This is a genomic window from Streptacidiphilus jeojiense (assembly GCF_000719095.1).
Taxonomy (GTDB): Bacteria; Actinomycetota; Actinomycetes; order Streptomycetales; family Streptomycetaceae; genus Streptacidiphilus; species Streptacidiphilus jeojiensis.
The window spans coordinates 18,073-42,798 of the sequence record NZ_JOEH01000012.1; the positions used below are offsets into that span (position 1 = coordinate 18,073).

General features: G+C 72.6%; 24 protein-coding genes and 1 riboswitch. Of the genes, 12 read left to right on the top strand and 12 right to left on the bottom strand.

Annotated elements, in window-relative coordinates:
* The first annotated feature begins 205 nt into the window (after window positions 1-205).
* The 4 genes from IF29_RS0117495 (at window position 206) to IF29_RS0117510 (ending at window position 3,931) form a co-directional block, all read left to right on the top strand.
* Window positions 206-1,624, top strand: a complete 1,419-nt coding sequence (locus IF29_RS0117495; RefSeq protein WP_030255516.1) for an MFS transporter — start codon at window positions 206-208, stop codon at window positions 1,622-1,624.
* A 148-nt stretch (window positions 1,625-1,772) separates the two neighbouring features.
* On the top strand, window positions 1,773-2,294 hold the full coding sequence (locus IF29_RS0117500; protein WP_030255519.1) for a hypothetical protein: 522 nt from the start codon (window positions 1,773-1,775) through the stop codon (window positions 2,292-2,294).
* A 13-nt stretch (window positions 2,295-2,307) separates the two neighbouring features.
* Window positions 2,308-3,042: a futalosine hydrolase gene (locus IF29_RS0117505; RefSeq protein ID WP_037595639.1), complete on the top strand. Its 735-nt coding sequence runs from the start codon at window positions 2,308-2,310 to the stop codon at window positions 3,040-3,042.
* Between the two features lie 10 nt (window positions 3,043-3,052).
* Window positions 3,053-3,931, top strand: a complete 879-nt coding sequence (locus tag IF29_RS0117510) for a 1,4-dihydroxy-6-naphtoate synthase (protein ID WP_030255523.1) — start codon at window positions 3,053-3,055, stop codon at window positions 3,929-3,931.
* A gap of 7 nt (window positions 3,932-3,938) precedes the next feature.
* Here IF29_RS0117510 and IF29_RS48520 read toward each other — a convergent pair whose 3' ends face one another.
* Entirely contained in the window at window positions 3,939-4,322 is a 384-nt protein-coding gene (locus tag IF29_RS48520; protein ID WP_030255525.1) for a cold-shock protein, read from the bottom strand.
* 366 nt (window positions 4,323-4,688) lie between these two features.
* On the opposite strand from IF29_RS48520, the gene IF29_RS0117520 reads away from it, so the two are divergent.
* Window positions 4,689-4,916 (top strand): hypothetical protein, encoded by a 228-nt coding sequence (locus tag IF29_RS0117520; RefSeq protein WP_030255528.1) that lies wholly within the window; start codon window positions 4,689-4,691, stop codon window positions 4,914-4,916.
* 7 nt (window positions 4,917-4,923) lie between these two features.
* Here IF29_RS0117520 and IF29_RS0117525 read toward each other — a convergent pair whose 3' ends face one another.
* Complete coding sequence (locus IF29_RS0117525; protein ID WP_030255531.1) at window positions 4,924-5,544, bottom strand: HAD family hydrolase; 621 nt, start codon at window positions 5,542-5,544, stop codon at window positions 4,924-4,926.
* A 73-nt stretch (window positions 5,545-5,617) separates the two neighbouring features.
* Between IF29_RS0117525 and IF29_RS0117530 the strand changes: the two genes are divergently transcribed.
* Entirely contained in the window at window positions 5,618-6,616 is a 999-nt protein-coding gene (locus IF29_RS0117530) for an ABC transporter substrate-binding protein (RefSeq protein WP_030255532.1), read from the top strand.
* 49 nt (window positions 6,617-6,665) lie between these two features.
* Window positions 6,666-7,532 (top strand): methyltransferase domain-containing protein, encoded by an 867-nt coding sequence (locus tag IF29_RS0117535; RefSeq protein WP_030255535.1) that lies wholly within the window; start codon window positions 6,666-6,668, stop codon window positions 7,530-7,532.
* 36 nt (window positions 7,533-7,568) lie between these two features.
* Here the strand turns inward: IF29_RS0117535 and IF29_RS0117540 are convergent, their stop codons facing one another.
* Entirely contained in the window at window positions 7,569-8,696 is a 1,128-nt protein-coding gene (locus IF29_RS0117540; RefSeq protein ID WP_030255538.1) for a hypothetical protein, read from the bottom strand.
* Window positions 8,697-8,892: 196 nt separating this feature from the next.
* Between IF29_RS0117540 and IF29_RS0117545 the strand changes: the two genes are divergently transcribed.
* The 3 genes from IF29_RS0117545 to IF29_RS0117555 all read left to right on the top strand — a co-directional run bounded on the left by IF29_RS0117545 (window position 8,893) and on the right by IF29_RS0117555 (window position 14,298).
* A complete protein-coding gene (locus IF29_RS0117545; protein WP_037595642.1) occupies window positions 8,893-11,415 on the top strand; it encodes a helicase-associated domain-containing protein in 2,523 nt (840 codons plus the stop codon).
* 115 nt (window positions 11,416-11,530) lie between these two features.
* Window positions 11,531-12,571, top strand: coding sequence for an alpha/beta hydrolase (locus IF29_RS0117550; RefSeq protein WP_051725440.1), 1,041 nt, complete (start codon window positions 11,531-11,533; stop codon window positions 12,569-12,571).
* A 74-nt stretch (window positions 12,572-12,645) separates the two neighbouring features.
* On the top strand, window positions 12,646-14,298 hold the full coding sequence (locus tag IF29_RS0117555; protein WP_030255546.1) for a DNA repair helicase XPB: 1,653 nt from the start codon (window positions 12,646-12,648) through the stop codon (window positions 14,296-14,298).
* A gap of 22 nt (window positions 14,299-14,320) precedes the next feature.
* Here the strand turns inward: IF29_RS0117555 and IF29_RS46075 are convergent, their stop codons facing one another.
* Both IF29_RS46075 and IF29_RS0117570 read right to left on the bottom strand, forming a co-directional pair.
* Window positions 14,321-15,070 carry a DUF4232 domain-containing protein gene (locus IF29_RS46075; RefSeq protein ID WP_157623800.1) on the bottom strand — a complete coding sequence of 250 codons (750 nt, stop codon included), beginning with the start codon at window positions 15,068-15,070 and terminating at the stop codon, window positions 14,321-14,323.
* Window positions 15,071-15,201: 131 nt separating this feature from the next.
* Window positions 15,202-15,387: a hypothetical protein gene (locus IF29_RS0117570; RefSeq protein ID WP_030255547.1), complete on the bottom strand. Its 186-nt coding sequence runs from the start codon at window positions 15,385-15,387 to the stop codon at window positions 15,202-15,204.
* Window positions 15,388-15,707: 320 nt separating this feature from the next.
* Between IF29_RS0117570 and IF29_RS0117575 the strand changes: the two genes are divergently transcribed.
* Window positions 15,708-17,840, top strand: a complete 2,133-nt coding sequence (locus IF29_RS0117575) for a HelD family protein (RefSeq protein WP_030255550.1) — start codon at window positions 15,708-15,710, stop codon at window positions 17,838-17,840.
* A 96-nt stretch (window positions 17,841-17,936) separates the two neighbouring features.
* Here IF29_RS0117575 and IF29_RS0117580 read toward each other — a convergent pair whose 3' ends face one another.
* Window positions 17,937-18,641 (bottom strand): copper homeostasis protein CutC, encoded by a 705-nt coding sequence (locus IF29_RS0117580; RefSeq protein ID WP_030255553.1) that lies wholly within the window; start codon window positions 18,639-18,641, stop codon window positions 17,937-17,939.
* A gap of 95 nt (window positions 18,642-18,736) precedes the next feature.
* Here IF29_RS0117580 and IF29_RS0117585 point away from each other — a divergent pair, with 95 nt between their 5' ends.
* Window positions 18,737-19,402, top strand: a complete 666-nt coding sequence (locus tag IF29_RS0117585) for an HD domain-containing protein (RefSeq protein ID WP_030255555.1) — start codon at window positions 18,737-18,739, stop codon at window positions 19,400-19,402.
* A gap of 109 nt (window positions 19,403-19,511) precedes the next feature.
* Here the strand turns inward: IF29_RS0117585 and IF29_RS0117590 are convergent, their stop codons facing one another.
* The 6 genes from IF29_RS0117590 to thrC form a co-directional block, all read right to left on the bottom strand.
* Window positions 19,512-19,772 (bottom strand): DUF4031 domain-containing protein, encoded by a 261-nt coding sequence (locus IF29_RS0117590; RefSeq protein WP_030255558.1) that lies wholly within the window; start codon window positions 19,770-19,772, stop codon window positions 19,512-19,514.
* Window positions 19,769-20,131 carry a hypothetical protein gene (locus IF29_RS0117595; protein WP_030255560.1) on the bottom strand — a complete coding sequence of 121 codons (363 nt, stop codon included), beginning with the start codon at window positions 20,129-20,131 and terminating at the stop codon, window positions 19,769-19,771. The genes IF29_RS0117590 and IF29_RS0117595 overlap by 4 nt, the downstream gene beginning before the upstream one ends.
* 88 nt (window positions 20,132-20,219) lie before the next feature.
* A complete protein-coding gene (gene groL, locus IF29_RS0117600) occupies window positions 20,220-21,842 on the bottom strand; it encodes a chaperonin GroEL (RefSeq protein ID WP_030255562.1) in 1,623 nt (540 codons plus the stop codon).
* Window positions 21,843-22,178: 336 nt separating this feature from the next.
* Window positions 22,179-22,379 (bottom strand): cold-shock protein, encoded by a 201-nt coding sequence (locus IF29_RS0117605; protein WP_030255564.1) that lies wholly within the window; start codon window positions 22,377-22,379, stop codon window positions 22,179-22,181.
* 476 nt (window positions 22,380-22,855) lie between these two features.
* Window positions 22,856-23,131 carry a MoaD/ThiS family protein gene (locus IF29_RS0117610; protein ID WP_030255566.1) on the bottom strand — a complete coding sequence of 92 codons (276 nt, stop codon included), beginning with the start codon at window positions 23,129-23,131 and terminating at the stop codon, window positions 22,856-22,858.
* Window positions 23,128-24,411 carry a threonine synthase gene (gene thrC / locus IF29_RS0117615; protein WP_030255570.1) on the bottom strand — a complete coding sequence of 428 codons (1,284 nt, stop codon included), beginning with the start codon at window positions 24,409-24,411 and terminating at the stop codon, window positions 23,128-23,130. The genes IF29_RS0117610 and thrC overlap by 4 nt, the downstream gene beginning before the upstream one ends.
* A gap of 17 nt (window positions 24,412-24,428) precedes the next feature.
* Window positions 24,429-24,574, bottom strand: a riboswitch (SAM riboswitch).
* Window positions 24,575-24,726: the final 152 nt, after the last annotated feature.

The following is a 24,726-nucleotide window of genomic DNA, read 5'->3' on the forward strand; positions in this document are numbered from 1 at the left end:
AGAAAGCCAGCATGACAGCCGATCGGTCGGGCAGGATGGCGACGTGGCCGACGACGCGCCCGTGGGGTCCTCCGCCCCCCGAGGCACCGACAGCCCCTCCCCGTCCGGGCCGAGCGAACGGCAGACGACGGCGACGGGGTCGCACCCGGCTGATCACCCCGGTCACCCCGATCATCCCGGCCGCGCCCGCCGCACCGCCGCCGCCCTGCACCGCGGGGCTTCCGCCACCGCCCGCGGCCTCGGCCACGCCCTGCACGGAACGGGCCGGCGCATCCGCCGGGCCACCTCGGCCGAGGGCGCGGGCGAGTCCGGGCTGGCCAAGCTGATCGAGCTGCACGCGGTCAACTCGGCCGGCGACATGATGATCACCGTCGCGCTGGCCTCCACCATCTTCTTCTCGGTGCCCACCGGCGAGGCCCGCGGCCGGGTCGCCCTCTACCTGCTGATCACCATGGCGCCGTTCGTGCTGCTGGCCCCGGTGATCGGTCCGCTGCTGGACCGGCTGCCCAGCGGTCGGCGCTCCGCGATGGCGCTGTCGATGCTGGTCAGGGCGGCCATCGCGTGGATGATGACCAGCTCCATCGCGGGCGGCGGCCTCACCGTCTACCCGGAGGCGCTGGGCGTGCTGGTGGCGTCCAAGGCCTACGGGGTGGTCCGCAGCGTGGTGGTGCCCCGGCTGGTGCCGGAGCGGGTGACGCTGGTGAAGGCCAACTCGCGGGTGACCCTCGCCGGGCTGCTGGCCACCGGTGTGGCCGGTGCGATCGGCGGCGGGCTGCACCTGATCGGCCCCACCTGGCCGCTGCGCGGGGCCTTCCTGGTGTACCTGGGCGGGGCCTTCCTGGCCTTCTCGCTGCCGCACCAGGTGGACCTGGCCAAGGGCGAGGCACGGGCGCTGCTGCACGGCCCCGCGGCTGCCGGAACGGCCGGGCCGGAACCCGTGTCGCTGGACAAGGAGTCGCTACACAGGGACCGGTCCGCCGCCGAGCCCGAGGAGCCACCGCCGGGGGTCACCACCGCGCCGGCCGCCAAGGTCGGGCTGCGCACCGTCGGCCCGGCCGTGGTCCTGGCCCTGTCCGCCGAGGGCACCCTGCGCGGCCTCTCCGGCTTCCTGACCTTCTTCCTGGCCTTCCTGCTCCGCGAGCACCCGCTGGCCGGCCTGCACCCCACCGAGGCCCTGGGCATCGCCGCCGGGGCACTGGGCATCGGCAACGCGCTGGGGACGGCGCTCGGCTCCTGGCTGCGCTCCCGCGCCCCTGAGATCCTCGTCACGTTGATGCTCACCTTCGCCGCCGCCGCAGCGCTGGCGGCCACCCTCGCCTACGGCATGCTGACGGTGACCCTGCTGGCCGGCACCGCCGGGATCACCCAGTCGCTGGGCAAGGTCGCCCTGGACGCGCTGATCCAGCGGGACGTCCCGGAACAGGTCAGGACCTCCGCCTTCGCCCGCTCCGAGACCCTGATGCAGCTCACCTGGGTGGTCGGCGGCGGCCTGGGGATCGTGCTGCCGCTGGTCGGCCAGGTCGGCATGGGCACCGCCGCGGGCCTGCTGCTGCTGTCCCTGGCCTTCGCCCTGCGCGGCCTGGTCCGCCTCCCGACCCGGGTGGGCCGTCCCCACCTGGCGTAGCGGCCCCTGGCGATTGCAACTGAGCCAGTTGCAGCCCCTCAGGGGCGCGGGGAACTGCGCGACGAACCAGGCAGGAGCCGCAGGCGGGGACCCTCCTTGGCCGCCCCCGACGCACCGTGCGAGCGGACGGACGGTAGCCTCATGCACCATGAGCATCAACCGCGCCGTCCTCGCCCTCGGAGCCGTCGCCGTCGTGGGCGTCGGCACGCTCGGCTTCGCCATCCCGTACGCCCACAGCCAGGGCAAGCCCGTGCCCAGCATCCAGGTGGTGTCCGGCTCGACCTGGAAGCAGATCGCCCCCGCGGCCGACTCCTGCTACAACGGCGGCAAGGCGCTGACCAAGGCGCAGCAGACCGCCTGTGGCGCCGTCATCACGGCCCAGCTGACCAAGGGCAACATCCCCACCCTGAACGTCAGCCCCAACGGCACCTACGCGATCGACGTCGGCAAGGACGTCAAGGACAAGGGCTGGTTCGCCCGCAGCACCAGCATCGCCCCGGTCTCGCCGACCAAGAAGCAGTACCAGGGCCCGCTGTCGGTGTCCGCGCTGATGGTCACCGACACGACCACCGGCTCCACCCCCACCAGCGCCCCGGTGCTCGTCGTCGAGGGCGACGGCACCAGCACCGTGTACGGGGAGTGGCTGTTCCAGGTCGCCGTCAAGAGCTGACCCGACCTACCCGGTGAGCGCCCCCCTCCCCCGTCTGCTCGTCGTCACCGCCGTCGCCCCCGAGGCGGCGGCGGTGCTGCGCGGCGTGCAGACCGCGATCCCGCACAGCGGCCCTGTACCCCACGAACTGCCCGGCGGCTACGCCCTGGAGCGCTGCGGCCCGGTGGACGTCCTGGCCGCCGGGGTCGGCCCCGCAGCCGCGGCCGCGGGAACGGCGACCGCACTCACCCTGGCCGAGTACGACCTGGTCGTCTCGGCCGGGATCGCCGGGGGCTTCGCCCCGCTCGCGCCGCTGGGCTGCGCCGTGGTCGCCGAGCTGATCGTCGCCGCCGACCTGGGCGCGGAGACCCCCGAGGGCTTCGCCACCGTCACCGAGTTGGGCTTCGGCCGGGTCCGGCACCGGACCGCGCACTCCGCACCGGTGGCCGCCGCGCTGCGGGCGGCCGGGTTGCCGACCGCCGTCGGTCCGGTGCTGACCGTCTCCACCGTCACCGGCAGCGCCGCCCGCGCCGCCGAGCTGACGGGCCGCCACCCCGGCGCCGTGGCCGAGGCCATGGAGGGCTTCGGCGTGGCCGAGGCCGCCGCCGCGCACGGCGTCCCGGTGCTGGAACTGCGCACCGTCTCCAATGCCGTCGGCCCGCGCGACCGCGCCGCCTGGCGCATCGGCGAGGCCTTCGCCGCCCTGGAACGGGCCTTCGCGCTGCTGCCCTACGACCGGCTTCACCACCGCGCACAGCACGAGGGTTAAGGTCGAAGGCATGACCGCCGCGACTCTCTCCACCGCGTACTCGCCCTGCCCCAACGACACCTTCGTCTTCCACGCCCTGGCCCACGGCCTGGTCCCGGCGCCGTTCGCGCCCGAGGTGACCTTCGCCGACATCGACATCACCAACGGCCTGGCGGAGCGCGGCGAGCTGGACCTGCTGAAGATCTCCTTCGCCGCGCTGCCCTGGGTGCTGGACGAGTACGCCCTGCTGCCCTGCGGCGGCGCGCTGGGCCGCGGCTGCGGCCCGCTCGTGCTGACAGGACCGGACGCCTCGGCCGACCCGGCGGACCTCGCCGGCAGGACCGTCGCCGTCCCCAGCGAGCGCTCCACCGCGTACCTGCTGTTCCGGCTGTGGGCGGCCGAGGCGGTCCCCGGCGGTCTCGGCGAGATCGTGGTGCTGCCGTTCCACGAGATCATGCCCGCGGTGCGGGACGGCAAGGTGGACGCCGGCCTGGTGATCCACGAGGCCAGGTTCACCTACCAGCAGTACGGGCTGCGCTCCCTGGCCGACATGGGCGAGGCCTGGGAGGCCGCGACCGGTCTGCCGATCCCGCTGGGTGCGATCATCGCCCGCCGTTCGCTCGGCGCCGAGAAGCTGGCCGAGCTCGCCGCGGCGATCCGGGCCAGCGTGGAGTACGCCTGGGCCAGCCCCGAGGCCAGCCGGGAGTACGTGCTGGCGCACTCCCAGGAGATGGACCCGGCCGTGGCCGACCAGCACATCGCGCTCTACGTCAACGAGTTCACCGCCGACCTCGGCGAGGCCGGCTACGCCGCCGTGCACGGCCTGCTGGACCGGGCCGCCGCGGCCGGCCTGGTCCCGGCGGTCGCGCCGGAGGCCCTGGCCTTCCCCGGCGCGACTCGCCTTCGCTGACGACCGCTCAGACGTCCAGCTGGTCGGCGACCGCCCGCAGCAGGGTCGCCACCTGGTGTCCGGCCTGCTTCTCGGGGTAACGCCCGCGCTGCAGGCCGGGCAGGATGCGTTCGAGCAGGGTGGTGAGGTCCTGCACGATGGGCGCGAGGTCGTCCGGCTTGCGCCGGTTGGCGGCCGCGAGGGAGGGCAGGTCGTCCAGCACGGTCACCTTCTGGGCCTGATCACCGCGGTGTCCCGCGATGATCTCGAACTCGACCCGCTGTCCCGGCTTCAGCGCCTCGACCCCGCTGGGAAGCGCCTTGGAGTGCACAAAGACGTCGCCGCCGTCGTCGCTGGAGAGAAAGCCGAAGCCTTTCTCGGTGTTGAACCACTTGACCTTGCCCGTGGGCATCGGAGACCTCGTCGCTGGTGAGAGATGGGTTGAGGGAAAGAACAGGCAGAAGCTGGGAGCAGGACGGTGCCTGCGGCGGAGACGGTGTGGCGGGGGTGGTGCCGACGCTGCGTCAAGCAGCCCCGTCGACACTTGGGCTGTTCACATCAGTGCCGGGCCATTGTTCCAGGTCGGCCGTGTGCAGATCGAGTCCATTCCCCGGATGCGGCTGACGGCCTGCCGGGATCCGAGGTCCGGCGGCGCGATCTCGCCGGCTGTTTCTCCCACGGTTTCGCCGCTGCCATGACACACCCCCGATCCTTCGACGGGGCTGCTTCCGGACGGTCTCGGCGCAATCCCCGTGCGTGACGTGCATACCCTTGAGGGGTGACTACTGAAACTCAGCACCCCGGCGACGCCCTGGTCCGGGTCGGCGCGATCCTGTTCGTCATCGGCGCGGTGGCCACGGTCGTCACGGTGGCCCCGCTGTTCCTGGGCCTGACGCCGCTGCCCTCGGCCGCGTACTTCGTGAGCATGGTGATGCCGGTCGGCTTCGCCGTCGCGCTGGTGGGGCTGCTACGGGCGGCCCGCGCCCAGCGGCGCAGCGCCGCCTGACACGGCGCTAAGCGCGGCAGTAGGAATCCAGCCAGGCCGGGAAGCCGGTCAGGTCGGCCAGCACGATGTCGGCGCCGGCCTCCGCGAGTTCCCGCTCGCCGTAGGGGCCGGTGGCGACGGCGACCGCCACGGCGTCCGCGGCCCGCGCGCCGACCACGTCGGCCAGGTGGTCGCCGACGTAAACCGAGGCGCCCTCCTCGCGCAGCACCGTGCCCTTCTCCGCCCCGAAGACCGAGCCGTACAGCCCGTCCACCACCAGGCCGAGCGCGTCCAGGTTGAGCTTGGCGTTGGGCGTGTGCTTGCCGGTGACCACCAGCGAGCGTCCGCCGTGGGCGCGCACCGCCGCGAGCGCCTCGTACGCGCCCGGCAGGGCCAGGCAGTCCTGGACCCCGTGCTCGGCGTAGAGCGCCCGGTACCGGTCGGCAGCGGCCTGGACGGCCTCGGCCGGGAACCAGTTGACCAGCTCCTGCTCGACCGGCGGACCGAGCCGGCTGACCACGAGATCGCTGTCGATGTCGGTGCCGGTCTCGGCGGCGAGCAGGTCGTAGACCGCCTTGATCCCGGGTCGGGAGTCGATCAGGGTCATGTCGAGGTCGAAGCCGACGGTGGGAGCGCTACGTCCAGTCATGTCGATCACCCTACGGGGCGCGGCATGGGGACATACTTCCCAAAGGTGACAAAAGCCATCACCGGAGGAAGTCATGCCCCGTCAGATTCCGCGCCGCAGCCTGCTCGCCGGAATGGGCCTGATGGGTGCGGGCGCCCTGACCGGCTGCAGCGGTGGCGGCAGCGGTTCCGGCGGCGCTTCGGGGAGCGCTTCGGGCACCGCCCCCGGCAGTGCCTCGGCCACCCCGACCCGCTCGGTGCAGACCGCCACCGGGACCGTCGAGGTCCCCTCCGCCCCGCGGCGCGTGGTCGTCCTGGACACCGCCGAGCTGGACTCGGTGCTCACCCTGGGCTTCACGCCGGTCGGCGCCTCCCGGGCCGCCGCGGACGCCTCGCTGCCGGACTACTGGGGCAGCGCCAGGCTCGCCGGCATCGCCTCGACCGGCGTCATCGGCGACCCCGACCTGGCGGCCATCTCCAGGCTCGCCCCCGACCTGATCCTCTCCAACCAGGCCAGGGACGGCTCCCGCTACGAGAGCCTGTCCGCGATCGCACCGACGGTGCTCACCGAGACCACCGGCTACCCCTGGAAGCAGAACTTCCGCACCCACGCCGACGCGCTCAACCAGCAGGCCTCGGTCGCCCCCGTCACCACCGGCTACGCCCAGCACGTCTCGCAGGTGATCCAGTCCCTGGGCGGCACCGACGCCGCGAAGAAGCAGCAGATCAGCCTGGTGCGCTTCGTCCAGGGCGAGGACCCCCGGCTCTACGCGACCCGGAACTTCCTCGGCGTGGTCCTCGCCGACCTCGACCTGGGGCGGCCCGCCGCGCAGTCCGGCGCGGTCTTCGACACCACCCTCACCGACCCCGCCCAGCTCGGCGCCCTCGACGGCACCGCGATCTTCCACGCCACCTACGGGGACGCCGCGAAGGCCGGCACCGCCAAGGTGGTGGGAAGCAGTGCCTGGCAGGCCCTGGGAGCCGTCAAGGCGCACCGGGCCTTCGCCGTCGACGACGAACTGTGGTTCCAGGGCATCGGCTACACCGGCGCCAACCTGGTGCTCTCGCAACTCCAACGGTTCCTCAGGAGCTGATTGCGTTACGCCTCTTGTGACCCACGTCACCCCGTTCCACCATGGCAGGATGCCGACGACAGCAGAGCAGGCCAAGCAGTCAGCAAAGCGCAAGGCAGCCATCGCCCATGGATTCGACCTGGTCGCCGAGGTGTACGGGACCCCGGACTCGGGCGGATCCGTACACCGGCTGGGGGCGGAGCTGGTCCGCCGCGCCCGGCTGCGCCCCGGGGACCGGGTGCTCGACCTCGGCTGCGGCCGGGGCGCGGTGCTGTTCGCCGCGGCCGAGGCGGTCGGACCCGACGGCTACGCGGTCGGGATCGACCTCTCCCCGGCCATGGTGCAGGCCACCGCCGCCGAGATCGCCGCCCGGCGCTGGCGGAACCTGGTGGTCAGGGTCGACGACGCCGAGGACCCCGGCTTCCCGACCGGCTCCTTCGAGGCGGTGCTGGCCGGCCTGATGCTGTTCATCACCCCGGACCCGGCCGCCGTCCTGTCCTCCGTGCACCGGCTGCTGGCACCGGGCGGCCGGTTCGCGATGAGCAGCTTCGGCCCCGCCGACCCGGCCTGGGACGGGCCGGTGCGCGCCGCCCTGGCCTTCGCCGAACCGCAGCAGTCGGTCCGCGAGTGGACCACCAACAAGGGCGGCAACGGCCTGCTGGACACCCCCGAGCAGATCGCCGCCCTGCTGGAGCAGGCCGGCTTCGGCGGCGTCGAGATCGCGGACGAGGAGGACACCGCCCGCTACCGGGACCCGGAGCAGTGGTGGACCGCGATCTGGAACAGCGGACGCCGGGCCGCCCTGCTGGAGCTGATCCCGCCCGAGCGGCGCGAGGACGCCAGGAAGGCGGCCTTCGCCGAGCTGGAGTCCGTCTCCGGCGACGGCGGCCTGACCCGCCGTTCGACGATCCGCTACACCACCGCGACCAGGATCTGAGGCAGCCGGATCCGAGCGCCCGGATGAGGGCCGGGCTCAGCGCCGCCGCCACACCGCGATCCGCCAGGCCAGGAACAACGCCGAGCAGGCCGCGGCCGCGCGCAGCCACACCGCGATGGTGGACCTGAGCACGGCCTTGAACTGAGCGTCCGTCAACTGCTGTCCTGGCGGCCTGCCGTGGGTGTGCCCGTAGAACCAGAACCCGCAGACCGCGGCGACCAGCACCGGCACCCACAGCCCGGCGAACCGGGCGGCGCCGCGCCCCAGCCGACGGGCCGAGTAGGCCAGGAACCAGCCGAGCACGGCCACGTACCAGAGCGCCAGTACCGCGCCGCTCGCCAGCACCAGCACCGCCAGCGACTCCACCAGCGGCAGCGGCCCGAGCGGGACCGCCGCCACCGGTTCGACCGGCTCGGGGGCCGGCCGGGCCGGGGCCGGACGGGCGAACGCCCGGCGCAGCAGGCCGGGACGCGGCGGGGGCGCGGGCGGCTCCGGCTCGGGCTCGGCCTGCTCCGGTCGGCGCTGCTCCGGCACCTTCACGGTCCGGGGGTCGACGTAGTCGGGGTCCAGGAAGTCCGGCTCGTAGCTGGCCCGCCAGCCCGGCAGCTCGCCCTGGTCCCCGTACTCCGACCCGGGCAGCGCCCCACCGCCGAAGCCCGCCCCGCCGCCCAGGCCTTCGAAGCCGTCGTCGTAGCGGTCGCGGTCCGCGTAGACGCTCTCGCCCCGGCCGCCTCCCCCCGCTGCGCCCCTGCCGCCCCGGTCGGCGCTGCCGCGTCCGAAGCGCCACCAGTCGCTCTCGGCGGCCGGGGGTCCGCCCTGCACCGGCACGGACGGCGCCGGGGGCGCGGACGGCCCGGCCTCCGCCCCGGCACGCCTCCGCGCGCCTCCCTGCGTCTCACGCGCCTCCGGCACTCCGGCGTGCACAGCCCTGCGCACCACCTCGTCCGGACGGCCGATCCCGTCGAGCACCTTCTTCATCGCCGCGGCCTCGCGGCTGCCGGTCCGGGTGGCCGCCGTGCCGCTGCCCGGCCGCCTGCTGTCGATGGTCTCGCGCAGCCCGGAGACCAGCCGGGCCCGCTCAGCGGCGGTGAGCGCGGTCGCCTGGGCCAGGTCGCCGACCCGGCTGAGGTAGTCGTAGACGAGCTGCTCGCTCTCGATGCCCATACCTGCGGTCGCCCTCCCCGGTCGAACACCCACTGCGCGCGCTTCAGAGCTTAGGGGTGGCCAGATACTTGCCACTCCCGTACCCGGAGAACCACCCCGGCACGCCCACCCGGGCCCGGCCCGCCGGAGCCGGCGGATCCACCTCCCGGCCGCCGGACAGTGCCCGCCGCCACCGGGACCGACTAGCCTGGGTCGGATGAGCAGTCGAAGGAACGGCGGGGCCAGAGCAACCGCACCGGTGCCGCGCACCCTGGCCGAGGAGCTGCGGGCCCGGCCCGACGAGGGCTTGGCCGAGCTGCTGCGGGCCCGGCCCGATCTGCTGCACCCGGTCCCCAGCGACCTCACCCAGCTGTCGACCCGGCTGTCCACCCGCGCCTCGGTGGTACGGGCGCTGGAGCGGCTGGACCAGTTCACCCTGCAGACCGCCGAGGCCCTTGCGGTCGCCCCCGACGCCTGCTCCTACGCCACCCTGCTGGACCTGCTCACCGGCACCGTCCCGGACCACGACACCCCGGCCGGGGACACCGCCGACCAGGACACCCCGGTGCAGGCCGTCACCGCGGCCCTGCCCGGCGCTCTGGCCGCGCTGCGCGCCCAGGCGCTGGTCTGGGGCGGCGCCGACCAGCTGCGGCTGGTGCGCACCGCCCGCGACGTGCTCGCGCCGACCAACGGGGCGCCAGGGCCGACCGGCCTCGGCCCGACCTACGCCGAGGCCACCTCCGCCTCCTCGGGCGGCGGCGCCCCGCTCTCGCCCGGACGGCTCCAGGAGATCCTCGCCGACGCCGGACTGCCGGCCACCCACGACCCGGTCAGCGCCGTCGCGGCGCTCGCCGCGCTGTTCCAGGACCGCCCCCGGGCCACCGCGCTGCTGGCCGGGGCCCCGCCCGGGGTCAAGGACGTGCTGCGCCGGCTGATGTGGGGCCCGCCCTACGGTGCGTCACCGCCGCGCCCGGTCCGGGCCGCCGACGCCCGCACCCCGGTGGAGTGGCTGCAGGCGCGCGGCATCCTGCTCCCCGCCGGCCGGGAGAACGTGGTGCTGCCGCGCGAGGTGGCGCTCCACCTGCGCGGGGGGCGCGCGCACCGCGCCGTCGAGCCGCTGCCGCCCGCGGTCACCGCCGCCGCGGTCCACGACCCCGGGCAGACCGACCGCACCGCCGCGGCCCAGGCCTTCACCGCGGTCCGCACCGTCGAGGAGGTCCTCGACCTGTGGAGCACCGAGGCCCCGGGCGTGCTGCGCACCGGCGGCCTGGGCGTGCGCGAGCTGCGCCGCACCGCGGTCGCGCTGGAGCGCACCGAGCAGGAGGCCGCCTTCTGGCTGGAACTCGCCTACGGCGCGGGGCTGCTCGCCGCCGACGGCGAAACCGCTGAGCGCTGGGCCCCCACCCCGCTCTTCGACGAGTGGCTGCGGCAGCCCGTCCCCGAGCGCTGGCTGCTGCTGGTCCGCTCCTGGCTGGCGTCCACCCGGGTCTCCGCCCTGGTCGGCAGCCGCGACGCCAAGGACAAGGTGCTGGCCGCCCTCGGCAACGACCTGGACCGCCCGGTCGCCCCCGAGCTGCGCCAGGCCGTCCTGGAGCTGCTGGCCGGGCTCCCGGCCGGGTCCGCGGCCGACCCCGCCGCGCTGCGCGAGCACCTGCGCTGGCGCTCCCCGCTGCGCGGGGCCTCGCTGCGGGACCGGCTGGTCGACTGGACCCTGCCCGAGGCCGAGCAGCTCGGGCTCACCGGCCGCGGCGCGCTGGCCGGCCACGCCCGCCGGCTGCTGGACGGCGGCGACCCGCTGCCGGTGCTGGCGCCGCTGCTGCCGGAGCCGCTGGACCACGTCATCCTGCAGCCCGACCTCACCGCCATCGCCCCCGGCCCGCTGCACACCGCGCTGGCGCAGACCCTCGCCGTCGCCGCCGACATCGAGTCCAAGGGCGGCGCGACCGTCTACCGCTTCACCCCGGCCTCGGTGCGCCGCGCCCTGGACGCCGGCCGCAGCGCCGACGAGCTGCACGCCTTCCTGGCCCGGCACTCCCGCACCCCGGTCCCGCAGCCGCTGAGCTACCTGGTGGACGACGTGGCCCGGCGGCACGGCGTGCTCCGGGTCGGCGCCGCCTCGTCCTATCTGCGCTGCGACGACGACTCGTTGCTGAACGAGCTGCTGGCCGACCGCAGGGCGGTCCAGCTGCGGCTGCGCCGGCTCGCCCCGACCGTGCTGGCGGCGCAGGTCGACCCCGGCACGCTGCTCACCCAGCTGCGGGCGATGGGCTTCGCGCCCGCGGCCGAGTCCGCCGAAGGCGATGTGCTGATCGCCCGCACGGACGCGCTGCGGACGCCCCCGCGCAGCGCCCCGGTCCCGGTGACCGACGGGCCGCCGGCGGTGCCGGAGGGGCTGCTGGCCGCGGCGGTGAAGGCGGTCAGGGCCGGCGACCGGGCGGCCACGGCGGTGCAGCCGGCCTCCGCACCGACCGATGCCCCGCCCGCCCCGGCCGCGCTCCCGCGCACCACCGCCGCGGAGACCCTGGCCGCGCTCCAGGCGGCCACCCTGATCGGCGACCGGGTCTGGATCGGCTACGTCAACGCGGACGGCGCCGCCAGCCAGCGGGTGGTGGAGCCCAAGCAGGTGGGCGGTGGCTTCGTCACCGCCTACGACCACCTGCGCGAGGAGGTGCGGACCTTCAGCCTGCACCGGATCACCGGTGTGGCGGAGCTCACCCGGGACGCCGCAGCGGGCTCCTAGCCGGGACCAGATCGGACCACGGCCGTCACCCCTGCAACCTTTTCACGGTTTTCTCATGTCATCAGGGGTGCGAGGCGACGGACTCGCGCCCCCCTGACGCCGGAGAAGCCCCGCCATGCGCCCACGCACCACCCGCCGCCTGCTCACCCTCACCGCTCTGGCAGCGGCCGCGCTCACGGCGCTCACCGGCTGCGGTGCCTCCGCGCACCACGACGCCTCCCGCTCGCAGGACGCCGGCACCGGCTCCGCGACCGCCAGCGCTCCCGCGTCCACACCGCCGAACCCGGCCCCCAGCCCCAGCAGCACGGTCGTCTCGCTGCCGACCGGGCCGCGGACCGAGCTGACGGTCTCCCAGCAGACCTCGGTCGGCCCGATCTACGTCACCACCCTCAAGGGCGCGAAGTCCGGCGTGAGCGGCAAGGTCTGGGTGTGGCTGCCGCCGCAGTACAACGACCCGAAGTACAAGGACTACGGCTTCCCGGTGATCACCCTCTACTCGGGCGGCTCCAGCGCCGGCTACAACACCTACACCGACCAGCGGCAGCTGGGCGTCCAGGCGATGGACGTGGCGCTGGCGAAGCAGGGCAAGGCCAGCCCCTTCATCATGATCATGCCGATCCAGAACTTCCACGACAGCGACTGGTACCTCCAGGACTGCAGCGACATCCCGGGCCAGCCCAAGATGGGGACCTGGATGGGCGTGGACATCCCGGCCTTCGTCCGGGCCAACTTCCGCACCCTGCGCAGCCGCGACGGCTGGGGCGTCACCGGCGCCTCCACCGGCGGCTTCTGCAGCGCCAAGCTGGCCCTGCAGTTCCCGCAGACCTTCCGGGCCGCGGTCCCGGTCGACGGCTACTTCATCCCCGACTCGTACTACTGGCGCGGCCACAGCAAGGAGCAGCAGGCCAACGACCCCCAGCTGATGGTGGCCAGGAACACCGCCGACATCGACATGCTGGTGACCATCGGCAGCAAGGAGGCCTACGGCAAGCAGGTCGTGGCCGCCTTCATGGACGTCGCCAGGAAGAACAAGCCGCTGCACCTCAGCTACTACGAGCTCCCGCACGGCGACCACCTCACCTCCGACTTCAAGAAGGTGATCCCGATGACCCTGGAGTTCTTCACCCAGCACCTGCTGCCGCCCACCGCGGGCTGACCCGCCCGGGCGACCGCGCGGGCCTGGCACACTGGAGGGTCTGCCCTTCTTCCCGGTACTCCGGAGGCCCACCCGTGTCCGATGGCCCGCTCATCGTCCAGTCCGACAAGACCCTGCTGCTGGAGACCGCCCACCCGCTGGCCGACGAGTGCCGCCGGGTGATCGCGCCCTTCGCCGAGCTGGAGCGGGCGCCCGAGCACGTCCACACCTACCGGGTCACCCCGCTGGGGCTGTGGAACGCCCGGGCCGCCGGGCACGACGCCGAGCAGGTCGTGGACGCGCTGGTGACCTACTCTCGCTACCCGGTGCCGCACGCGCTGCTGGTGGACGTGGCCGACACCATGGCCCGCTACGGACGGCTCACACTGTCCAAGCACCCGGTCCACGGACTGGTGCTGACCAGCACCGACCGTCCGGTGCTGGAGGAGGTGCTGCGCTCCAAGAAGATCGTCCCGCTGGTCGGGGCGCGGCTGGACCCGGACACCGTCGCGGTGCACCCCTCCGAGCGCGGGCAGATCAAGCAGGTGCTGCTGAAGCTCGGCTGGCCGGCCGAGGACCTGGCCGGCTACGTGGACGGCGAGGCGCACCCGATCGAGCTGGACCAGAGCGGCTGGTCGCTGCGCCCCTACCAGCAGCAGGCGGTCGAGGGCTTCTGGCACGGCGGCTCCGGCGTGGTGGTGCTCCCCTGCGGGGCCGGCAAGACCCTGGTCGGCGCGGCGGCGATGGCCACCGCCAAGGCGACCACGCTGATCCTGGTCACCAACACCGTCTCGGCCCGCCAGTGGAAGCACGAGCTGGTCAAGCGCACCTCGCTGACCGAGGACGAGATCGGCGAGTACAGCGGGACCAGGAAGGAGATCCGCCCGGTCACCATCGCCACCTACCAGGTGATGACGACCAAGCGGAAGGGCGTCTACTCGCACCTGGAGGTCTTCGACTCCCGCGACTGGGGCCTGATCGTCTACGACGAGGTGCACCTGCTGCCGGCGCCGGTCTTCAAGTTCACCGCCGACCTCCAGGCCCGCCGCCGCCTCGGCCTGACCGCCACCCTGGTCCGCGAGGACGGCCGCGAGGGCGACGTGTTCTCGCTGATCGGCCCCAAGCGCTTCGACGCCCCCTGGAAGGAGATCGAGGCCCAGGGCTACATCGCCCCGGCCGACTGCGTCGAGGTCAGGGTCACCCTGACCGACAGCGAGCGGCTCGCCTACGCCACCGCCGAGCCCGAGGAGCGCTACCGCTTCTGCGCCACCACCGCGTCCAAGCGCAGGGTCACCCAGGCCCTGGTGGAGAAGCACCGCGGCATCCCCACCCTGGTCATCGGGCAGTACATCGACCAGCTGGACGAGCTGGGCGAGGCCCTGGACGCCCCGGTGATCAAGGGCGAGACCAGCAACCCGCAGCGGGAGAAGCTCTTCGACGCCTTCCGCAACGGCGAGATCACCGTGCTGGTGGTCTCCAAGGTCGCCAACTTCTCCATCGACCTGCCCGAGGCCACCATCGCCATCCAGGTCTCCGGGACCTTCGGCTCCCGCCAGGAGGAGGCCCAGCGGCTGGGCCGGGTGCTCCGCCCCAAGGCGGACGGGCACACCGCGCACTTCTACTCGGTGGTCGCCCGCGACACCATCGACCAGGACTTCGCGGCGCACCGCCAGCGCTTCCTGGCCGAGCAGGGCTACGCCTACCGGATCGTCGACGCGGACGACGTGCTGGCGGGGGACGACGTCTGACCCCCGACCAGCTGACCGTCCGTCAGCTGCCGTTGCCGGCCACGACCGGGCCGACGTAGCTGCCGGGGTGGGTGGCGCCGCTCTGGTCCATCACATCGGCGAAGTCCCACTTCAGCGTGGCGGAGTGGGTCTCGCCGGGCGGGGTGACCAGCAGGCTCGCGGCGTTGAACGCCACCGAGCCGCCGGAGTTGGCGGAGTCGAACGGCAGGTAGGTGATCTCGAAGGAGGCGGTGGCGCCCGGCTTCAGCGTCACCGTACCGACGCTCTTGGACTGCCGGGCCAGCGACCAGTGCGTGCCGCTCTTACTGACGATGTCGACCCCCGGGAAACCGTGCAGGGTGCAGCTGCTGCCGCCCCGGTTGGTGAGTACCACGCCGATCCCGCCCTGGCTGCCCACCGACTGCGCCCCGCTGTCGGGGCCGAAGGAGAAGCCCAGGTCGGAGGTCTTGCAGCTGGCGCCGGTCACCGAGGTGGTCGTGGTGCCGCCCGAACCGCTGCCGCTGGAGCCGCTGCCGCCCGAACCACCGTTGGTGGGCGCCGCCGACGGAGCGGAGGTGCCGCCCCCGGTGGAGCTGCCGCTGGAGCCGCTGCCCCCGGTGGAACCGCCGCCCGCGCTCGCCACCGCCGAGGCCGACGCCCCACCGCTCCCAGCGGCACCCCCGGCGGTCACACTGCCGGTCGCGCTCCCCTGGCAGGCAGTCAGTGCCACCCCCGCCGCCAGCGCCATGCCGACCGTCGCAGCAACCCGCCGAGTACGCAGCTGAACCTTCATCAGAACCCCCACCAGCAGGCCGGATGCGGAACTTTCCCCGCTGTGGTCCCGGCCTCACGTGATCTTTATACGCAGTCCGGGAGGCCCCTGGTTGCTCCGGTGACACGGCTGTGACAGCGGTGACCGAACGGTCACAAACCCTCGCGGCCGAGCAGCACCACCCGCCAGGCGGTGTCGAGGAAGATCCCGGTGCCGCGCACGGCGCTGCGCAGCGGCCGGTGCCGGCGGTCGCGGTGCTGGTCGGAGGTGATCGGGGTACTGCCGTGGCGGGCGCTCGGGCCGGCCACGGCCTTCGGGGAGATCTGTGCGGTAGCCATGCTTCAACCGTAGGTTTCCCGGTCCGCCCGGTCGTCGGACCGCAGGGCGATCCCCGGGGGCGGCCCATGTCCTCCGAACGGGGTACCCGGCCTCCCCCTGGAGTCAGGGTTCTCCCTGAGCCGCCTCATTAATTCGTTGGCGTTCGACCCGCCCGTGGGTCTAGCATGTCCGCTCTGCCGCCTCCCCCTCCGACCCCGGAGTGCCAAGGGAGTGCGCCGCCCGGCCGGTACCGGGCGGCTTCCGAACTCAATATCACCGACCCTTGAGACCGCTGCGCGCCGGGCACCCCCCGGTGTCCCGCAGCCGGGAAGGCTTCACCGTGCCCTCGCTCCACAGCGATCACACCCCCGTTCCGTCATCCGACCCCCTGCAGCGCGAACGCGACCACCTCGCCGGCTCCCGCGCAGCGCTGCGCGCCATGCGTGCCGACGTGGAGTCGCTGGACCTCGCCGACGTCACCGGGAACTGGGTGAACGCGGCGATCCTCCAGCGCGAGATGTCCGACCGGATCAAGGCCCTCGCCGACCTCGCCCACACCCCGCTGTTCTTCGGCCGCCTGGACTACCTGCACGCGCCCGGGATGGACCAGGCCGAGGGCGCCGAGGGGGAGCAGTTCTACATCGGCCGCCGCCACGTCCACGACGCCGACGGCGACCCCATGGTCATCGACTGGCGCGCCCCGGTCTCCCAGCCCTTCTACCGGGCCAGCCGCAAGGACCCCATGGACGTGGGGCTGCGCCGCCGCTTCGGCTACACCGGCGGCGACCTCACCGCCTACGAGGACGAGCACCTCACCGACGCCGACGAGGTGGAGCAGGCCAGCGCGCTGCTCACGGCCGAGATCGAACGCCCCCGCGTCGGCCCGATGCGCGACATCGTCGCCACCATCCAGCCCGAGCAGGACGAGATCGTCCGGGCCGACGTCCACGGCACCGTCTGCGTCCAGGGGGCGCCCGGCACCGGCAAGACCGCCGTCGGCCTGCACCGCGTCGCCTACCTGCTCTACGCGCACCGGGAGCGGCTGGCCCGTACCGGCACCCTGGTGATCGGCCCCAACCGCTCCTTCCTGCACTACATCGAGCAGGTGCTGCCCGCCCTGGGCGAGCTGGACGTGGCCCAGGCCACCGTGGAGGAGCTGGTCTCCCAGGTCGCGGTAACCGGCACCGACCCGGCCGACGCCGCCATCGTCAAGGGCGACGCCCGGATGGCACAGGTGCTCCAGCGCGCCGTCCGCTCCGGCGTCCGGATGCCCACCGAGCCCTGCGTGGTGGTCCGCGGCTCGCGCCGCTGGCGCATCCCGGCCTACGAGCTGGAGGAGCTGGTACAGGAGTTGATGGACCGTGATATCCGCTACGGCGCGGCACTGGCCGCGCTGCCGCAGCGGATCGCGCACGCCGTCCTGGTGAAGATGGAGAACGGCGGCGAGGCGCCCGACGACCGGGTCCAGGACGCGGTGGCCCGCAACCCCGCGGTGAAGGCCGCGGTCAAGGCCGTCTGGCCCGTCGTCGACCCGGCCAAGCTGGTCTTCCGGCTGCTCTCCGACGCCGACTTCCTGGCCGAGTGCGCCGACGGCGTCCTCTCCCCCGAGGAGCAGCGGACCGTGCTCTGGGCCAAGCCGCCGCGCAGCGTGAAGTCCGCGCCCTGGTCGCTCGCCGACGCGGTCCTGGTCGACGAGGCCCGCGACCTGGTCGAGCGCACCCACTCGCTCGGCCACGTGGTGCTGGACGAGGCCCAGGACCTCTCCCCGATGCAGTACCGCGCCGTCGGCCGCCGCTGCACCACCGGGTCGGCGACCGTCCTCGGCGACATCGCCCAGGGCACCACCCCGTGGGCCACCGGGACCTGGGCCGAGGCGCTGGAGCACCTGGGCAAGCCGGGCTCCAGGATCGAGGCGCTGACCAAGACCTTCCGCGTCCCCAGCGAGGTGATCCGCTACGCCTCCCGGCTGCTGCCCGGCATCGCCCCCGACCTGGAGCCGGCCGACTCGGTCCGCGAGTCGCACGGCGCGCTGACGGTCCGCCACATCCCGGCGCCCGCTGCGGCACTGGACGACGCCGCGGCCCTGGACGCCACCGTCTCCTCCACCCCGGCCGCCCTCACCGACGCCGTGGTCGCCGCCTGCCGCGAGACGCTCCGCCAGGAGGGCTCGATCGGCCTGATCGCCGCGGACCACCGCATCCCGCTGCTGGCCGCAGCGCTGGACGCCGCCGGGATGCCCTACCTGGACCCCGGCACCGAGACCTCCGCCGACTCCCGGCTCACCCTGGTCCCGGCCTCCCTGGCCAAGGGCCTGGAGTACGACTACGTCGTCCTGGACGAGCCGGCCGCCATCGTCGACGCCGAGCCCGACCCCCGCACCGGCCTCCGCCGCCTCTACGTCTGCCTCACCCGCCCGGTCTCAGGCCTGACCGTCCTCCACACCCGCCCGCTCCCGGCCGCACTCATCAGCTGACGGGCAGCCACGACAGGGGCGCGGGGAACTGCGCGACAAACCATGCACTCAGGTGCACGCCGAACCGCGCGGTTCCCCCACCCCCGGTGGTCCCCGTCAGGCCGCCGCGTGCGCCTCGGAGTCCACCAACCGCCGCCACTCCTGCACCAACCCGGTGTCCACCGGCGTGTCCCACCCCCCGCTGCGAACCATCCCACCCACGTGGAACCCGTCGATCCCCTGCGCCAGCAGCCCCGGCACATGCTCGGCCTTGAGCCCCCCGCCCACCAGGATCCGCGGCCGGTACCCCGGCTCCCCGGCCCTGGCGACCTCCGCCGCCAGCACCCCGAGCCCGTTGGCAACGCCCGTCGCCGCCCCTGCCGTCAGTACGGTGTCCAGCCCGGGAAGCCCGTCGATCGCGGCCCGGACCGCCTCCCGGTCCGCCGCGTTGTCCAGGGCCCGGTGGAACGTCCAGCTGCAGCCGGGGATCGCTTCGAGGACCGTCCGCACGGCGTCCAGGTCGACCGTCCCCTCGGGGGTCAGGAAGCCCAGTACGAACTCCTCCGCACCCTCGGCGCGCAGCGCCTCGGCCTTGCGCGTGAGAGCGTCCAGATCGCGCGGCAGGAAGCCGTCCCCGTCGCGCAGCATCACCCGCAGCGGGATGTGCACAGCGGCACGAATCCGGGCGAACTCCTCGACGGAAGGGGTGAGTCCGTCGGCCGCCATGTCACCGGCCAACTCCAGGCGGTCGGCACCACCGGCAGCCGCTGCCACCGCATCCTGCGCGGACGTGGCGATAACCTCGAAGATTGGTCTAGACATATTGCTAAGCCTGCCATATCCGGCCGCCGCACGGCGAGTCCTGATCGTCCCTTGATCGCATGAACTCCACGACCACTCTGGTCAACAATGGCCTCATGCCGACGCCCCCGCACCCCGACACCGCGCTGGCCGCGGCACTGCTGGACCGCTGGACCGCCCTGCTCGGACGGGTCGCCGCCCCCGGGTCGGCGGCCCCCGCACCCTTCGGCGACGAACTCCTCCGCCGCTGGTCCGAGCCCCAGCGGAAGTACCACACGCTGCGCCATCTGGCCGCCGTCCTGGACGTCGCCGACGAGCTCGCGGACGAGGCGGAGGACCCCGACGCGGTCCGTCTCGCCGCCTGGTTCCACGACGCCGTCTACGCGCCGGAGCGGTCCGAGAACGAGGAGCGCAGCGCGAGGCTCGCCGAACGGGTGCTGCCGGAGGCAGGGGTTCCGGCTACGGTCACCGCGGAGACGGCCCGACTGGTCCGGTTGACCGCCACCCACGAGGCGGCCGCGGGCGACCGCAACGGCGCCGTCCTCTGCGATGCGGACCTGGCGGTCCTGGGCGGCACACCCGCGGCCTACGCCGCGTACGCGGCGGCCGTCCGCGAGGAGTACGCCTTCGTCCCCGACGACGCCTTCCGCGAAGGTCGCGCGGCGGTCCTGGAGCAACTCCTCGCACTCCCTCGCCTCTACCGCACCCCTGCTGCGCAGTCCGTATACGCCGTCGCGGCCAGGAGCAACCTCCTGTGCGAGCTGAGCGCTCTACGTCCGTAGCTGGCTTGTCGCGCAGTTCCCCGCGCCCCCAGGGGTCTGCAACTGGCTCAGTTGCACATGCGCCTTTAGGGGCGCGGGGAACTGCGCGAACAGCAACCACCCCAAACGCTCACCGCGCCCGCTTCCTCCGCCGCAACCCCGCCTCCGTCAACCTCCGGACCAGCTCACGACTGCTCACAGCCTCCGCCCCCGCCGCCACCGCCGCCGCATACAACCGCTCAGGCACGTCGTAGTGATCCCGCTCGAACCCCCGCTCCGGCACCCCCAGCGCCCGCGCGAACGCATGCAGCTCCTCCAGCGAGCTGTCACTGACCAGGTGCGACCACATGCGCCCGTGCCCCGGCACCGCCGGCGGATCGATCAGGATCATGCCGGACCCAGGCTCCCGACGGGGGCGACCACGATGCCTTCCTTCTCGCAGACCCAGTGCGGGTCAGGACCGAGCTCCGGCTCCACACTGAGCGCCTGGAGCTCGCCCTCCACCGCGCAGGACCCGCACAGCGGCCAGCGCCCGTAGGAGTCCAGCATGGCGTCCTGGATGTCCTGGGCGACCAGCCCCAGCAGGAACTCCGCGCCGTCCGGCCACTGCTCCACCCACCAGCGCCGCTGCGCCACCGCGTCCTCCAGCAGCGAGACCACCCCGGCATCGGCGATGTCGCGGGTGGTCAGGTCGCGCAGCACCCCGGCCCGGGCGCTGTGCAGTGCGGTCTCGACGGTCTCGGCATCCATACCCCCATGATGCCGCGAGGCGGCCCTCCCCTTGACCGGGGAGGACCGCCTCGCAGTTCGAACAGGTTGGAACGACTGATCCGGAGGATCAGAAGTCCATGTCGCCACCCGGCATGCCGCCGCCCGCGGGGGCACCGGCCTTCTCGGGCTTGTCGGCGATGACGGCCTCGGTGGTGAGGAAGAGCGCGGCGATGGAGGCCGCGTTCTGCAGGGCGGAGCGGGTGACCTTGGCCGGGTCGATGATGCCGGCGGCGACCAGGTCGACGTACTCGCCGGTGGCAGCGTTCAGGCCGTGGCCGGCCGGAAGGTTGCGCACCTTCTCCACCACGACGCCGCCCTCGAGGCCGGCGTTGAAGGCGATCTGCTTGATCGGGGCCTCGAGCGCGACCTTGACGATGTTGGCGCCAGTGGCCTCGTCGCCCTCCAGCTCCAGCTTCTCGAAGGCGACACCGGCCTGCAGCAGCGCGACGCCACCACCGGCGACGATGCCCTCCTCGACAGCGGCCTTCGCGTTGCGGACGGCGTCCTCGATGCGGTGCTTGCGCTCCTTGAGCTCGACCTCGGTCGCGGCGCCGGCCTTGATGACGGCCACGCCGCCCGCGAGCTTCGCCAGGCGCTCCTGGAGCTTCTCGCGGTCGTAGTCCGAGTCGCTGTTCTCGATCTCGGCGCGGATCTGGTTGACCCGGCCGGCGACCTGGTCGCTCTCGCCGGCGCCGTCCACGATGGTGGTCTCGTCCTTGGTGATGACGACCTTGCGGGCGCGGCCCAGCAGCTCCAGACCGGCGTTCTCCAGCTTGAGGCCGACCTCCTCGGAGATGACCGTGCCACCGGTGAGGATGGCGATGTCGCCGAGCATGGCCTTGCGGCGGTCGCCGAAGCCCGGGGCCTTGACGGCGACGGACTTGAAGGTGCCACGGATCTTGTTGACGACCAGGGTCGACAGGGCCTCGCCCTCGACGTCCTCGGCGATGATCAGCAGCGGCTTGCCGGACTGCATGACCTTCTCCAGGATCGGGAGCAGGTCCTTGACCCCGCCGATCTTGGAGTTGGCGATCAGGATGTACGGGTCGTCGAAGGACGTCTCCATACGCTCCAGGTCGGTGGCGAAGTAGGCGGAGATGAAGCCCTTGTCGAAGCGCATGCCCTCGGTGAGCTCGAGCTCCAGGCCGAAGGTCTGCGACTCCTCGACGGTGATGACGCCTTCCTTGCCGACCTTGTCCATCGCCTCGGCGATGAGCTCGCCGATCTGCGGGTCGGCGGCGGAGATGGAGGCGGTGGAGGCGATCTGCTCCTTGGTCTCCACGTCCTTCGCCAGCTCCAGCAGCTGCGCGGAGACGGCCTCGACGGCCTTCTCGATGCCGCGCTTCAGAGCCATCGGGTTGGCGCCGGCGGCTACGTTGCGCAGACCCTCGCGGACGAGGGCCTGGGCGAGCACGGTGGCGGTGGTGGTGCCGTCGCCCGCGACGTCGTCCGTCTTCTTGGCGACCTCCTTGACGAGCTCGGCACCGATCTTCTCGTACGGGTCCTCGAGCTCGATCTCCTTGGCGATGGAGACACCGTCGTTGGTGATCGTGGGGGCGCCCCACTTCTTCTCCAGGACGACGTTGCGGCCCTTGGGGCCGAGCGTGACCTTGACAGCGTCGGCGAGCTGGTTCATCCCGCGCTCAAGGCCGCGACGAGCTTCCTCGTCGAACGCAATGATCTTGGCCATGGAAGTGGTCCTCCCGGACAGGGTGGCTGCGTGTGGACCGCGCTGGCGCCCGCGACGGACGGACCCGGCCTGCGGCGGTCACTTCCCGCCGCGTCCGGGGCCTCACCTACCCGGCCCGTTGTCACTCTCTACCTCAGAGTGCTAACGCCAATGATTAGCACTCTGCCCCCTTGAGTGCAAGCAGATGGGTGATCAGACAGCCGCCCGCCGGGGACCCCGGACGCCGGTAGGCCCGCACCCCGAGGGGTACGGGCCTACCGGAAGACCTGCGTTGTGCTTCGTTCGGAACGAGGCTCGGCCGGTCCTGTCACTAGTCAGCGATCGCTCACCGAGCGGTCACACCACGCGGACCATGTCCGCCTGCGGACCCTTCTGACCCTGCGAGATCTCGAACTCGACCCGCTGGCCCTCTTCGAGCGACCGGTACCCGTCCATCTGGATCGCGCTGTAGTGGACGAACACGTCCGCACCACCGTCGACCGCGATGAAGCCGTACCCCTTCTCCGCGTTGAACCACTTGACGGTGCCCTGAGCCATTCCAAACTCCCCTATTACTGGCCCTTTCACGGACCGCACTCCGCGGACCGGACCGAAGGCGCCGCGCAACCCGCAACGCTTCGACCGACGCTGAATGTATCCACTCGGGTGCCCTCAGCAACAGGGCATAAGTGAGGGAATTCTTGGGAGGCCTTAACGGGCGGAGCGATTGTTATCGCAACAAAGGTCCGCAAAATGACCCGGACATAGTGGACCTATGTGTCATTTCGCTTAAGAATTTCTGACGCCCCAGTGACAGCTCTGCGCCCACCGCTGTCTCAGTCAACGGGACAGGTGGGGATTGGCCGCTCAGCAACAGGGGTAACCGGAAGCCACTCTACCTCTCCCGGACCCCCGCACCGCACCGGGGCACGGCCGGCCCGCGACAGGGCGCACCACGAGGGGAGGTGACAAAGCGAAAGCCGGGACGCCCCCGAAGGGACGCCCCGGCCTGCCCGCGATTACTGCGGCGAATTTCAGCCACCCGCGACGGCGGGAATGATCGAGACCCCGGCGCCGTCCGGAGTGGCCGTTTCCAGGCCGTCGGCAAAGCGCACGTCGTCCTCGTTCACATACACGTTCACAAAGCGGCGCAGCTTGCCGCTGTCGTCGAGGATCCGGCCGCGGATGCCGGTGTGGTTGGCCTCCAGGTCGTCGATGACCGCGGCGAGGGTGGCACCCTCGGCCGCGACCTCGGCGGCACCGCCGGTGTAGGTGCGGAGGATCGTCGGAATGCGGACGGAGACACTCATGCGAGGCCAGCCTCTCGGAACGAGTCAAGGGTGGGACGGATGGTGGCGGACAGGCCGGTGGTGGGCTCCACCGCGTCCAGGGTCTTCAGACCGTCGCCGGTGTTGAGGACCACGGTCTCGGCGGTCGGGTCGAGCAGCCCGTTCTTGATCAGCTTCTGCAGCACGCCGACCGTCACCCCGCCGGCGGTCTCGGCGAAGATGCCCTCGGTGCGGGCCAGCAGCTTGATCGCGTCCACCACCTGCTCGTCGTTCACATCCTCGACCGCGCCGCCGGTGCGCCGGCAGATGTCCAGGACGTAGGGGCCGTCGGCCGGGTTGCCGATGGCCAGCGACTTGGCGATGGTGTCGGGCTTCTGCGGCCGGATCACGTCGTGGCCGGCCTTGAAGGCCACCGAGACCGGGGAGCAGCCCTCGGCCTGGGCCCCGAAGATCTTGTAGGGCCTGTCCTCGACCAGGCCGAGGGCGATCAGCTCCTTCAGCCCCTTGTCGATCTTCGTCAGCTGCGAGCCCGAGGCGATCGGGATCACGATCTGGTCCGGCAGCCGCCAGCCCAGCTGCTCGCAGATCTCGTACGCCAGGGTCTTGGAGCCCTCGCCGTAGTAGGGGCGCAGGTTGACGTTGACGAAGCCCCAGCCCTCGCCGGCCGGGTCGCCGATCAGCTCCGAGCAGAAGCGGTTCACGTCGTCGTAGTTGCCCTCGATGCCGACCAGCTCGCCGCCGTACACCGCAGCCATCACGATCTTGCCCTGCTCCAGGTCGTGCGGGATGAACACGCACGAGCGCAGCCCGGTCCTGGCGGCCGCCGCGCCGACCGCGCCGGCCAGGTTGCCGGTGGAGGAGCAGGAGAGGGTGGTGAAGCCGAAGGTGCGGGCCGCCTCGACGGCGATCGCGACCACCCGGTCCTTGAAGGAGTGGGTGGGGTTGCCGGAGTCGTCCTTGACGTACAGGCCGCCGGTCACGCCCAGCTCGCGGGCCAGGTTGTCGGCCTTGACCAGCTTGGTCCAGCCGGGGTTCAGGTTGGGCCGGGAGGCGACGTCGGCGGGGACCGGCAGCAGCGGCGCGTAGCGCCAGATGTTGGTGGGGCCCGCCTCGATGCGGGCACGCAGTGCCTCGGGGTCACCGGTGGGCAGCTCGTAGGCCACCTCGAGGGGTCCGAAGCACTCGATACAGGCGAAGTCCGGAGCGAGCGCGGTACGCGCGCCGCACTCCCGGCAGGACAGCGCGACGGCGGGTCCGAAGGATTCGGCGGTCACAACGGACTCGGTGGTTACAGCAGCCATGATGGCGAGGCCCTCTCTCCTCATCTTCCCCGCGGCGCGTCTCGCCGCAGGACGGAATTGGCACCTTCCCCACCAGGGCCTCAACAGCTTGAGCTGCGGCTTTGCTGGCAGGAGGGTTGCCGGGACTTCAACGGGCCGTTCCCTCAGTCCCTCTGGATGAGCTCTATGGCGATCCGGGCTCCGCAGCTCGCTGCGGACGCTGCCCGGAAGGCATTTGTGGTGACAACCGTTGGACCCGCCGTGCGGCGGCAACGTGTCGTCCCCAAGACTGTAACCGAAGCCCCGCCCGCCGATCACTGGCTGTCCGCGAGGCGA